The organism is Capnocytophaga sp. oral taxon 332 str. F0381, assembly GCF_000318275.2.
GTDB lineage: Bacteria > Bacteroidota > Bacteroidia > Flavobacteriales > Flavobacteriaceae > Capnocytophaga > Capnocytophaga bilenii.
This window is the reverse complement of sequence record NZ_KB291246.1, coordinates 47,417-60,065: the sequence shown is the minus strand read 5'-3', so window position 1 is coordinate 60,065 and position 12,649 is coordinate 47,417. Positions and strand designations below refer to the sequence as shown.

The 12,649-nt window shown below is 36.2% G+C and carries 9 protein-coding genes; all 9 read right to left on the bottom strand.

Annotation, left to right across the window (positions count from 1 at the left end; all coding sequences use genetic code 11):
• Positions 1–2: 2 nt before the first annotated feature.
• The 9 genes from HMPREF9075_RS00300 to HMPREF9075_RS00260 are packed head-to-tail and all read right to left on the bottom strand — an operon-like array spanning position 3 to position 12,638.
• The gene (locus HMPREF9075_RS00300; protein ID WP_009414581.1) at positions 3–392 is read right to left on the bottom strand and encodes a hypothetical protein; all 390 of its coding nucleotides are present in this window, start codon (positions 390–392) and stop codon (positions 3–5) included.
• An 8-nt stretch (positions 393–400) separates the two neighbouring features.
• Positions 401–1,870 carry a hypothetical protein gene (locus HMPREF9075_RS00295; RefSeq protein ID WP_009414580.1) on the bottom strand — a complete coding sequence of 490 codons (1,470 nt, stop codon included), beginning with the start codon at positions 1,868–1,870 and terminating at the stop codon, positions 401–403.
• Positions 1,871–1,880: 10 nt separating this feature from the next.
• A complete protein-coding gene (locus HMPREF9075_RS00290; RefSeq protein WP_009414579.1) occupies positions 1,881–3,284 on the bottom strand; it encodes a hypothetical protein in 1,404 nt (467 codons plus the stop codon).
• Positions 3,285–3,308: 24 nt separating this feature from the next.
• Positions 3,309–4,295: a hypothetical protein gene (locus tag HMPREF9075_RS00285; protein WP_009414578.1), complete on the bottom strand. Its 987-nt coding sequence runs from the start codon at positions 4,293–4,295 to the stop codon at positions 3,309–3,311.
• A 4-nt stretch (positions 4,296–4,299) separates the two neighbouring features.
• Positions 4,300–5,616 (bottom strand): S8/S53 family peptidase, encoded by a 1,317-nt coding sequence (locus HMPREF9075_RS00280; protein WP_009414577.1) that lies wholly within the window; start codon positions 5,614–5,616, stop codon positions 4,300–4,302.
• Between the two features lie 12 nt (positions 5,617–5,628).
• Positions 5,629–6,120, bottom strand: coding sequence for a hypothetical protein (locus HMPREF9075_RS00275; protein WP_009414576.1), 492 nt, complete (start codon positions 6,118–6,120; stop codon positions 5,629–5,631).
• A gap of 2 nt (positions 6,121–6,122) precedes the next feature.
• Positions 6,123–6,830: a hypothetical protein gene (locus HMPREF9075_RS00270; RefSeq protein WP_009414575.1), complete on the bottom strand. Its 708-nt coding sequence runs from the start codon at positions 6,828–6,830 to the stop codon at positions 6,123–6,125.
• A 1-nt stretch (position 6,831) separates the two neighbouring features.
• Positions 6,832–9,603, bottom strand: a complete 2,772-nt coding sequence (locus tag HMPREF9075_RS00265) for a virulence factor SrfC family protein (protein ID WP_009414574.1) — start codon at positions 9,601–9,603, stop codon at positions 6,832–6,834.
• 2 nt (positions 9,604–9,605) lie between these two features.
• The gene (locus tag HMPREF9075_RS00260; RefSeq protein ID WP_009414573.1) at positions 9,606–12,638 is read right to left on the bottom strand and encodes a virulence factor SrfB; all 3,033 of its coding nucleotides are present in this window, start codon (positions 12,636–12,638) and stop codon (positions 9,606–9,608) included.
• Positions 12,639–12,649 lie beyond the last annotated feature (11 nt).

The window sequence follows — 12,649 nt, the reverse complement described above, 5'->3', positions numbered from 1 at the left end:
GGTTATTTTTTATTGTTTTTAGGGTCTTTAGGGGTACTTTTTTTATTGTCTTGCGGCTTGTTATCATTAGGTTTTTTAGCAGGAGCAGCAGTAGGTTGTTGTTTAGCTTTAGGAGCTTGTGCAGTAGCTTTTGGGGCTGTTTGTACAGGAATAGCTTTCTTTGTCTTTTCTACTTTGGCAATACTGTCCTTTTGCTGTTTTATTTGCTTTTTTTGAGTAGCCAACTCTTCGTTTGCCTTTGCAATTAAATTATCTTTTTCTTTGATGATTTCTTCTCTACTGCTGATGATTTTCTGAGTTTCAGTATCTACATAGTAATAACCAGCAGTAAAGCCTATAGCTAAACAACCTATAACTACTGCAAGTGTGATATATAAACTTTTCTTATTCATTTTTCTTATTATTTTGTAGTTTTTGAATTTGTATTGGTAGTTTTTGTGGCTACATTGGTAGTTTTTGTAGTGGTATTATTTGATTTTATGGTATTTGTTGTTGTACTTGTAACTGTTTTTGTTGCAGTATTGTTAGGTAGTATTTGAGAGCTATTGAGTTCTTTCTTTACTTGCTCATATTTTGCTTCTTTTTCTTGTATTTTTTGCTCTATAGCACTTATATCTTCTTCAGATGTATTGCTGCGGTAAAAATATCCTATAATACCCCCTACAAGCAACGACAATAGAGCATAAAGCAATATATCAATAACAGGACTTTTCTTGTTATCATTAATGGTTTGCCCTCTGTTAGGAAGATGTATTGACAGCGTTTTTATATCGCTGTTTACAGTTGTTTTTTTCCCTGCCTGCCCCACGATAGTATATTCTATTTTATCGGTCGTAAGGGCGTATATTTCAAACTTTTTACCTGTAGGAATAGGGAGTTCTTCACCATTTACCCATAATTTAGCCAAAGCGTTTTCACTATTCTCTACTATGAGTTTGCGGGTAGAAAGTTTAGCTGTTATAGGTAATGGTATTTCTTTGCCATTTTTCAACGTATAGTACAAAGTATCAGTAGCAAGAGCATACAATTCAAAATACGGTTGAGGCTTAACAGCTGTGTTATTAATTTTTAGTGATGTGATACACTTATCAGCATCATCAATAATTAAAGCAGTAGTTTTTAGCTCATTAGTACCTGTTAGTTCTCGCTTTTCTTGTTGTCCTTTCAGTTGAAAGTATAGTTTTGCTCCTTGTAATGACAAAAGTTTCTTAGCAAATACAGGAATAGCGGTATTTTCAAGCCAAAGTTTGTCTAAGGCTTTCTTTTCATCGTTTATTTGCCATTTTACTACACTTAGAGGGTCTATAGAGTGCAAGTGAAACTCTGCCAAGAGCTTGCTATCAATATTAGTAGTAAAAAGATAAAGTTTTTCCACAAACTCATTGCGTTCATCGGCAAAGAGTGCTTCTAAATTCTCGGCAGTGGCTATAGCGTAGTAAGTACCTTTCCTGATACTTTCTATATCGAAGGTATAACGTTCCTTTTCTATGATAGCTTTTTCATTGATTTGGGTAAGCAGGTCGGTATATTCTTGTGAGGGGGTATTGTTTTGTATAAAAAACTCATATCGCTGAGCAATAGTGAGCAGGCAATCCTTTACATTGGTGAGTTTATGTGCCGAAGAGATAAATAGCCGTACAGCATAGAACCCAGCGCGTTTTTCACGGTCTAAAGCGCGCTTTATAAATGAATAACACGTCCATTTTTCATTTTTAGCAAATGAGAATACAGGGTTCTCGGTTATTTGCATTACTACGCTACGCTCATCGGTTAAAAATAGCTTGTTGTCTAATTGAGCTATAGCAGGGTTGCTGGTATATTCGGTATTAAGTCCCGCAAAGGTGCGTTGTATTAATAAATGTACTTTCATAGTGTTATGATTAAAAACGTCTTAAAAATTTACCTAAAAATCCGCCCTCATCTACGATAAAGCTATCCGATAGTATTTGAGCAATGATATTTTTAGAGTATTCGGGGTGGTATTCTCTCAAAATCTTATCATATACCACCTCTCCTATTGAAAAAGGAAATACCTTTATCTTAAACTTGTTATTTCCGCTCTCTTTAGCGTTGATACAGTTGTTTAATAAGTTTCTGAACTCTTCTTTTACGAACTCATCGGCTATGGTAAGGTCTGATTGTTGTGTGCCTATACGTTCTTTCTTAATAAGGTCAAACTTATTCACTACCAAATACACCGCATCGGTCTTTTCCAATATACGGTGTTTTCTGAACATATTCAGGATACTGATATAAATATCACTTTGGTTGTAATCATTGTGATAATCAGCATCAAGTCGCTTCATATGGTCTAAGGCATCAAGTACAAAGATAAGTATTTTTCGGTTGTTGTTCTTAATGTGATTTACAAAATCTTTTACCTCATCATTCTCCAAACCATTTTCAAATATCTTGGCATAGTTTTCACCGGGCACTTCCACTATATTCAGTGGGTGTGTCTTGTTTTTTTCGTCTTTTAGTGAGGTAGCAATATAGTTGTATGAACCTGATACCGTACCTTTTGCCAAAATACCTTTTTCTAAGTCCGATGTAATTTGAGCATCGTATTTTTCACCTTCAGTGTTATAAGAGTCGGGGATACTGATACCTGCTTTTTTAGCGTAGAACAACAAGCCCGATAACATTACCGATTTTCCAGAGGCAGGAATACCTACAAAAAATACATCGGTACGCCCTTTATCCATTGGGGGCAACTCATCTACTGTAAAAGCCTTTATAGGTCGTTGTTTTTGCCAATGTTTGAATGAGTTAATCAGCTTTTTATCTACTCCTGCAGTCTCTAAATCGTCATAGCTATAAAGGTTGCGGTTTAGGCAGTCGCGTATGTCTTCAATCCCTACTTCCTCATTTATCACTTTCTGGATTTCAGTAGTTTTATTAGCAGGAGGAGGGGTGATAATAGTAGTAGCTGTGGTAGGGAGTGGTGGGGTAACGGTTGTGTTTTGGAAAATAGAGTTCAACGAGGTATCAAATATAGAGCTCCCCGATGAACTTCCAAAAGGATCAAAACTATTAGTAGTGTTTGTTGCAAAAGGCGATGTCGAAGCTGATGTTGTTGTTGCTTGGGGTTCATTTTCAGCAGGCAACCCTTCACGCTGGCGTTTGCGCCTTTCTAGCTCCTTTACCTTAGCAATCTCTAAATTGTATTGTTTAAATTCTTCAATTGTAATGTCATTATTTATGACAAACTCATCAAGCTTATCTATTGAGAAAAAAACTTCATTACAACTGTTTAAAATTTGTCTCTTCCTTACCTTATCCATTGTGTATTCTATTTATATTTCTGATTAATATTCGGTAGCCCCACCTATGCTTGAAGGGGTAGATTCATTGTCGTATCTTCTTACTTTATAAGTAATAAAAGGTATTAGAATAACCAAGTGTATCACAACCACTATAAGTATAGGCAAAAACCAATTGGGAGGATATACCTTATTCAGCTCACTAAAGCTATTCAAAGGCAACTGATGACTATCCATTTGGAAAAGTACCATATCTTGATACATAGGGAGTTCCTCTAATTTTTCATTCAGTAGCTTGTAACTATCTGTTACAAAATCATTAGTAGTGTTATAGTTTTTGGCAACTCCCAAGAAATTCCAATTCTGGAAGTCCTGTCTGCGCCTTTCAGCTTCAGCCTCTACCTCCTTCAGTATTTTTGTATTCTCACTTACCTTATTGCGTATAGGGCTTAGGTTAGATTCTACAATTGAAGATAGGTTAGCCAATGTAGCTATAGCCAATGTTTGGTTATCTATAACGTATTTCCCTATTTGTAAAGAATCCTGAGTATTTCCTTTGTATTTTTTGCCACTCTTGCGGTTTTTTACATAAGCCCTTAGCTTATTAGTGAGTGCACTTTTGTAGTTTTGTAAGTCCTTAGAAGCTTCCTCTTCATAAATAGTTGATATGCCTATTACTTTGTTGATTTTCTCATTTACTTCTGCTTGCACCTTGGGCTTTACGTTATTTTCTATATTTAGAAAATGAACCAATAGTACAAGGCTGAATAATGACAACCCTATAAAAGGTAAAAACCAAAGTGTAGCTGCACTTTTATAATTTTTGCTCGCCATAGCTTGCTTTTTGTTCTTCAGTACCTGCATAATAGCATAATAAATCACTAATACTAAGACAGTAATAGCTAAACTTATAGGCATTTTACCGTCTGTTAAGTAAAGTAATGCAAAAAAATTAGCTGTAGATAAGAAAAATATAAATATTAGTGATATGATATCTACAAATGTAAAGTTATCTTGTTTAAACTCGGTCATAATGTTAGAATGTTTTGTTATATAGTATTGTTAATTGATTTTGTTGTACTGTATTTCTTTTCAGTTCTTCAATAATTTGTGTACTAGTATATTGCGGATATTTACTTTTTAAAGCCGCAATAAAAGCACTTACTATAGGGGCTGAAAAGCTCGTGCCTTGTAGTATTTCAGTCTGTTGATTAGGGCTTGCTACCTTTACGTTTTCTCCTTGGGCATAAATAGTTGTTAGTGTACCATAGTTAGAAAAGTCTGATTTTTGGTCGTATTCATTCACTGCACCCACTTTTATTGTATTTTCGGCACGTGCCATTGGGTCAAAGCCTGTGAGTATGCCGTCATTTCCTGCGGCTAACACAATAATTGTCTTATTGTTTTCGGCATATGAAAATAGCTCTTTCCAAAAACTTTCTTCATCTTTAGCTCCATTTTTTATATAATCCTTTTGATAAGTTTCAGGAATAACAGCTGCGGCGTCCAATTTAGCTCCTAATGATAGGTTCACCACATCGGCTTGCTGCTTAATAGCGTAAAGCACCCCTTTTATAATGTAAGTAGAACTCATATAACCATTGGCGTCCGATACTTTTATAGGAATTAGCTGTGCCGTAGGTACTATGCCCTCTATATCGTTAAACCTGTTCCCTACAATTATAGAGGCTACTGCGGTACCGTGATTGATAGCCGAGGGGTGCACATCACTACTATTGTCGGTTGCGTTATAAGGGTTTATCCATTTGCCTTTCAGTGAAGGGTGTTGCAAGTCAAAACCGTTATCTACAACAGCTACTTTTATATTATTAGCGGTTATTTTTTGTAGCGGATAGAGATTTTCTCTATTCATATAGCGGTTGGTAGTCTGCATATCAAAAAGTGCTTCGTCCCATACCAAAAGCGAGTAATTAGGCAGTTTCTGCTTTACTTCTTGTTTAAAGCCCTCGCGGTCTATCTCATTAGCTACTTTCAGTTGTATATAGTTAATAGTACTATCCACATAGTTTATTTTATATTGAATTGTATCAAATTTTTGTATAAAATCCTGTAAGAAGTGTTTGGTTTGGTAGGTAGTGTCTTTAATAGCCACATTCAGCAAGTCGGCAACTATTTGCCGCTTGCCGATAGTGTCTATAATAATCTTATCACGGTCTATAGGCTTTATAGTGTAATAGTTATTGGGCAATGAAGGTAAGGCAGTTGTGGGCAACGATGCAGCATATCCTCCCTGTCCCATACGCTCTTTTAGTACAAATATCCAAAAGAGTATACTTATTACTAAAGCTATAAACAAAAAAAGATAATAATGAAATGGATATTTATGTTTCATAACTCAAAAAAATTATTCAGGGCAATTCACACGATAAGTCCACGCAGTACCGTCTTCGGGGGCTTTCATTTCTACAATACATTCTTGGGGTTTTCCTTGTTCGGCTTTATAAGCAAATTCTACAGTACCATAACCACTCACAAGGTCTGAAGTAGTAGCTACTACTTTGCCATCGTAATATACCGTAAGCTGGTCGGGTACATCATACATATCATACTGCACCACTACCCTACCCGATTGGCTACCCAATAAATGCGGGGTACGTGTAAGCCCCTGTCCTCCCGAATTTACTTCGGTATCACAATTCACAGTAGCTCCTTGTGCAGGTGGCATTGTAGGGGTTTCGTTATCCATAGGTGGTGACGGGGTAGTAGTTACAGGGGGCTGGTAATAGTTATTATTGCATTTTGGCTTCCATAATATCGCATAAATGAGTAATCCCAGCAATAGGAAGAACAACAAGTAGTATAACCACCAATAACGATAAAAGAATTTATTTTCCATAACTAAAAGATGAGTGATTTATAAAAGAAAACAATACAGATAAGCACTAATAGCACAATTAACAACCACCAATAAGTAGCTGCAAACTCCTTTAGAAACTCCAAAAAACCTCTTTTTTTCTCAGGCACTACAGCTTCGGGCTCAAAAGCTATTACAGGTTCAGGTTCTGGTAGTGGTTCGGGCTCTGGTTCAGGCTCTAATTTAGGGCTTGGTTCAGGGGTTACTTCAGGCTCTGGTAGTGCTTCAGGTTCTGGTTCGGGCTCCAATAGTGGCTCGCTTTCCTCTTGTATTGTAGGGCGTTGTATCTTGTCGTTGTTAAACTGCCACCCCCATACGATGCATATATCTTTCCCATTGCTGAAAAGCTTATTGTCTTCCTGACTGAAAACCTTTTGTAGCAACCCTGCCCAGTTCTTGTTATTAGGGTCATTGCTCTGTAATAATTGCCCTATATGCTGTTCCAATTCGTCTCTAAAAGCAAAATATTGCCTTTGAGCTTGTATATCTACCGTCTCCTGCAATCCCTGATAGGGCGAAAACCAATTTACTACATAGTTTTGTAAAATAGGCTTTGCCAGTATATTTCGGTATTTATTAGAAATCCGTGTCCTTATAAAATTATTCACCAATTCATAGGTATTGAAAAGGTGCTTATTGTCGTGTGATATAGGCACGAAGGTATCAGTCGTAAGGGTATAAAACTTGTTCATATCAAGATTTTTGAATTGGATATTCAGTATATTTTTCTATAAGTGCTTTCAATGCGTTGTTTTCAGCCTCATCATAACTCACAAAACCACTATTGATAAGCAATGAAATACGCAATAGCTCTAACCATCTACCATATTTTTCAAAAGCTATGGTATTTACATCCATTTTGCTATTGTCAAATAAACTTGCTATAGTAGCTTCATCAGTCATCGGTTCTTTGCCAAAGTATTGCAAAGTCTTATCTTTGTACATCTCTTTTATTTCACGTGCCTCTTCACTACTTACAAACTGCATATCAAAATTGTAAATAATATCATTTAGCAATAAAGCAAAAGTCTCTGCCATAAACACCTCTTCACCTTGTATCCCCTTAATCTCCGATACCATATTGTCAAATACCTTTACTAATTTTTCTACTACATTTCGCTTTTTGATGATAGTCTGGTAGTGCGACAATATCTCATCTATATGGCTTTTGCTAATGTTATACTGTGTGAAATCATCATAGCTATTTTGGCTTACTCTTTCATACCAATTATCCAGCAATAGCTGTGTGTAATACTCCGTTTTAGACTTTGTTTTAGTAGGCGTAAACAAGTCGCTTAGCTTCACATTGCCCAAAGCCATTTCCACCTCTTCCTTGCTGTTTAGCCACATATTTCGTTTTAGTATATCTACAGCTTCTTCCTCCGTAGTAGCTTGTTTTAGCTCTGGAAACTGATTGTATAACAAGGAAGCTTCACTTAGGCTCTCATTGGTTTGTTCTTCCACATCTATGATGAGGTGTTCATTTAGCAAATTGTACAAATCTATGGGGCTCACACTTAGTTGCTCTATAAACTTGATAAACAACGAATAATCACTATTGATAGCCCTATTAAACTGCATTTGAAACTGATTTACCAACTGCATATTCTTTGCCCTCATTAGCGTTATATCATCAGTATGCACGTATTTTACAAGCGTATTTTTTAAGCTCTCTATCGTTTGGTTCAGTATAGCTATATAATGGTTTATCTTTATTAGGTTGTTAGATACCTTCGCAAGATTTTCTACTATTAAGCCAGAACCATCTGCGTTCACTTTCGCTGCCGCATCCCACGAGCGTTCAGGGCTCTCAAAGTGTTTTTGTACAAAATCAAACTCTATGAATGATTTTCTCAAAGCATTCATAAAATCCACCCGCTCAGCACGCAAATTAGTTTCCTCTTTGTTTGTCTCAAAACCATCAAAGGTATGCTTAGAGTAGTTAAAATCACGTAGTAAGTACATATTCTTAAAATAAGGCGACTGGTTGCTCCAGTGGGTATGCCAATTGCGTGATTTAGTTACAATCTCCCCTTCAAAGATAGCATTAAAACGAGCTATCCATTTGTGATTTAAGTTAGTATAGTCCTGCAAATAGTTATTGTCGGCACCGTCTTTGTAATACAATTGTTCATTGAAAAAAGTATAAATAACAAATAGCGGAGGCACAGGAGCATTTGCCAATGCCAATGTTCGTTTTTCTTGTGTATCGCCTATATTTTTTGCAATCCAGTTGAATAATAAGTAGGATAGTTCGTTTATTTCCAACTGCTTGTCGTTATTACAGAACAATAGGTTATTAATACTGTAATCATCAGAATATTTGTTGAATAAATACGATACCTTTCCTCGTATGAGCATCTGTTTTTGGTTGTCTTCATTGGCAATACCATCTTCTTCAATCGCTAAGCGAGTACGAGCTCCTGGGAAGTCTAATAAATCCGAGTTTTCCAAGAAAGGTTTCGTTTGTATCAGCGCTTCAGGAATTGAAAAAATGAGCTCCATTATCAATACCGATAAGTAGTTAAGGTCTATACTCACTTCCTTGCCTGTATTGGTTTTTACAATAGTATCTTTGTGCACCTTATCAAGCAGTTTGATGCGCTCTACATCAAGAATAGCTCCTTCATCGCGCAATACCGTATTAAACTGCAAATAAGCCTCTGTAGCGTAATCCAAGCAATGCAGTTTTTCTATAATACTATTAAATATACGAGTTAGATGCTCGTTTTTGTTCCATAACACCTCAAAAATAGCACTCCATTGGGTATAGTCAAATTGAGCTATTAGCTTACTGATACGCTGAAAAAAGCGCGTTTCTACAAGTCCCTCAAAGAGTATAGTATGCTTTGAAAGATGATTGTCAAAGTAATCTTTAATTTCTAATATATCAAACTCTGTAAGCACTTCTTGTTTAGGACTCCCCTCTTGCAATTCATATCGCTTGATATGTGCTTCCAAATCGCGCTTAGAGATAAACGAAGTAATTTTCTTAAGGTCTAAAAAGAAAGCATCTAATATCACTATTAGTATGTCTTTAGCACTAAGCAGCCTTACTTTTAGTGGAAAATTAGGGTATTTTACCTCTTGTTGCACTGTAAAACGCGTTACCAAGCCTGTACTTTCCTTACCACCAGCAGGATTAATGCGTTGCAAAAAATCATAGGCTTCATTACCGTTTTGTATCTCAAAAGCTCGTTTTTCAGTGCTTAATAAGTTCTTTATAAGGTATGATTTCCCTACCTGGCTTGCCCCAAACAATGCCATTACGGGCTTAGAATCTATATTTTGCAGTATTTTGTGAAAAGTATTGCTGGCATACTTTAGTTGCAGTAATACCTCATTGCGTTCTTCATATTTCAAATTCTTTTCTACCCACTGCACACTCTGCCTTACCAACGTTTCTTTTTCGCCGATAAACTTCTTTATAAGGGCTATATCTTCTTGTGAATAATTGGTTCTCATAACTATTTTACATTTAAGATAAACTCACACTTATCCAACCAATAACCTTTCTCATCTTCAAGGGTTTGATAGTGCATACTAAAGTATTTGTTTAATTTCTCATTCCCTTCAGCATCTTCCACACTCTCTATTCTTATCACCTCTTTGCTCTCGTCATAATCCCGTTCTATTTGCATTTTTAGCGGTAAATTTTGCCTTATAGCATTCTTCTCCACCTCTATCTGTCGCTGTATATAATCTTCGGTTTGTGAAGGATATTTGCGGCGTACTTGTGCAGCTACTTCCTCTTCATTGATGCGGATACTGTACAAATCGGCATAAGGGTAGTTTTTAGATAAAAACTTAGAATACCCAAAATGAAAAGGCAAAGTACTTACTTCCAATTCATTGGCGTTCTTTTTCGGCGATAATATTACCTCTTTCTCACTGTTGTTAGTACGTACAATATAATCAGCTGTAGAAATCAGCTTTTGTGTAATCTCTTTGGTTTCTATTTTTAGATCTCTTATTTTAAACAGCTTGCCAGCCATTAATGCCACGATAGCCCCTACACTCACCACCGTTTTAGGGTCGTTTATAAAACCATTGCCATCAGCAAAGGGATACCAACGCCCTATCCAATAGGTATTTAAGTTGATTAGGCAGCTTGGCGATATAGTAAGGTATTTCCTAAAGAGTGCTTCAAAACTCTTTAATGAGGCTGGCTTGCCCGAAAGTACTACAAAATCACATTGGTATTGATTGAAAACGACACATATTTGCCTTATAAGTGTATCAAATACCGAACTTACTATCGTATTTACCCTATCTGCACTTATTTTCCATTGCAAATCAAGCAAACTAAAACCAAAATGACGCTCAAAATACTTTAATAACTCGGTATTTTGAAATTTTCTACCTATAATCTCTTCAAAAGTTTTAGTTTCTATAGGTGTATCTGTATTATTAGCATTCTTTAAGTAAGCTAATGCTATAGGGATTGCCACTTGTTGTACAAAAGCTTGTCGTATTACCCTGCCTTTGTAACTGATGTTGTTAGCATCTTCCCCAAAAAAATTATTGAGCAATTCCGACATATTGTTTATACCCTGCCCTATTCCGTGGTTTTGTATCACCCCAGTACAGCCTGCATCGGCTTCCGTTTTCACTTCGCCCTCAATAATAATCTTTTGTATTAAATCCTTTAGCAAATCATCACCTGCAAATTTAAAGCTATCCCAAAACAGAGGCGTAGGTGTTAGCAAGTCACTGTCTTTACCATTTTCTTTTAGTTGATATTGGTTGATAAGTATATCAGTAGTACCTGCACCAATATCCACCGATGCTATTTTTAGCGTATTTTTCCCTTTAAATAGATAGTTGTCTATCACATAGTTATTGCCTTTCAGTTTCTTTACTATCAGGCTGTATAAGAAAACAAATTGGCTGCAACTTGCCTCGTCATAACTCCAATCCACACGATCTTCCAATTGCGATAACGTTTTCTTAATATCGTTGGTAGAAGGAATAATTTCAGGCTTTTCAAACCAATATTCTCTATAATCTTCGTCAAAATAATAGTTGGCGTAATTTTTTAGCAATTCGCAAGCCTCCTCAGCAGCTTGGCGCAATGCCACCTGTTCAGCTTGTATCATTGCCGTAGGGCACGATATAGTAATACGTTTTAACGAGCGCGGACGCATCATTTGTCCGTGTTCTTCTCTAAATTCAAATGAGTTTATCTGCGCATAGGCGTGTACCAATATCTCTAAAAACACAAATTTCATTAGTGATTTACGTGAGAATAATGGTTTAGACATAAACATATCATTTGCCCTTACCAGCTCTCCGTCTGTTTTTAGCTGATTGGTAATCCCATTCAGATATACCTTTTTGATGTTTTTATAATCTTTAGGGTTAAATTCCCATTCCCTTTCCGAAGGGCTATCGTCCCACAAATAGCGTTTAGGGCTCGAATTATGCGTTTTTAATTCATATCCTAAGCTTAAATCAGTTACGGTGGCATTTATTAGATGTTCCGCCTCCCAGCCTATTCGTACCAAGCTGGGCACTGTAAACTTTTTATTATCAGAAGTATCGTTAATGTCCCCAAATTTAGATTCCGAAAAAATAATATTCATAGGGAAAGGCTCGTCATACTGCTTGTCGGGCTCTGTATAATCTTGAATAATAAGCTTTTTTACACTTTCAAAATCAAATGTGTTATCGTCTTTATTCTCAAAAAGCAACGCACAAGTAGCCGAGTTACCCACATCTATTACCAAATCTACCTCTTTCTTCTTTGTTCTATCAGTAAATAGTTGTATTTCAGGCATATTCATTAGGCTGCCCAACCATTTCACAAAGAGCAGGTATTTAGCAATATATTGTTTGTAAGGCTTTTCGTAACGAAGGTCTTCATTTTTGCCGTAATATACATCCGATAGATAGTCGTTTATCCAAGCCGAAGCAAATTGAGGGTCGCAGAGTACATTAGCTATATTCAGTGTAGATTGTTCCAATTTAAACACGTTTTCCTCAATGTTTAAACTCAGTTGCGGACCTGTTTTATCGTATTCATTCTGTGCTAATAAAGTGTCTACAGCAATAATTACTTTAGCATTTGTAAGTTCATCATCACAATCTATAAACACCCGTACCCAATCAGTGGGGTAAAGCACATCTTTATTGATAGAATTATCTTTAAAATAAGGTAGTGGTATCCATTTGCGTTGGAAAGTTTTTAAGGCTTTTAATAAATTGCCCTCCTCTTCAGCTACCAATATAGGCTGAAGATTTGATAAGTCCATATCTTCTTTTATTCGCCCATTTACAAAGTAGTCTCCTTCATAAAGTTGCTGCCACCTATAAAAAACAGTATCCCCTTGTTTAGTATACTTAAACAAAGGGTCAAGCACAAACTCATTTGTATTGTTATCAAAAGGCTCGTGGTAATAAATTTTATTTTCTGGCTTCTTCCCGAAATCCTTGTCTATCTCAGTTTTAAACTTTATATATTGTATGCCCGAATTGGCTATCAAAGAAATCCTTTTCATTGTGCATTAGT

Excerpts from the sequence above, each read along its gene's own strand:
- HMPREF9075_RS00300 (WP_009414581.1), bottom strand. The coding sequence starts at position 392 with ATGAATAAGAAAAGTTTATATATCACACTTGCAGTAGTTATAGGTTGT.
- HMPREF9075_RS00295 (WP_009414580.1), bottom strand. The coding sequence starts at position 1,870 with ATGAAAGTACATTTATTAATACAACGCACCTTTGCGGGACTTAATACC.
- HMPREF9075_RS00290 (WP_009414579.1), bottom strand. The coding sequence starts at position 3,284 with ATGGATAAGGTAAGGAAGAGACAAATTTTAAACAGTTGTAATGAAGTT.
- HMPREF9075_RS00285 (WP_009414578.1), bottom strand. The coding sequence starts at position 4,295 with ATGACCGAGTTTAAACAAGATAACTTTACATTTGTAGATATCATATCA.
- HMPREF9075_RS00280 (WP_009414577.1), bottom strand. The coding sequence starts at position 5,616 with ATGAAACATAAATATCCATTTCATTATTATCTTTTTTTGTTTATAGCT.
- HMPREF9075_RS00275 (WP_009414576.1), bottom strand. The coding sequence starts at position 6,120 with ATGGAAAATAAATTCTTTTATCGTTATTGGTGGTTATACTACTTGTTG.
- HMPREF9075_RS00270 (WP_009414575.1), bottom strand. The coding sequence starts at position 6,830 with ATGAACAAGTTTTATACCCTTACGACTGATACCTTCGTGCCTATATCA.
- HMPREF9075_RS00265 (WP_009414574.1), bottom strand. The coding sequence starts at position 9,603 with ATGAGAACCAATTATTCACAAGAAGATATAGCCCTTATAAAGAAGTTT.
- HMPREF9075_RS00260 (WP_009414573.1), bottom strand. The coding sequence starts at position 12,638 with ATGAAAAGGATTTCTTTGATAGCCAATTCGGGCATACAATATATAAAG.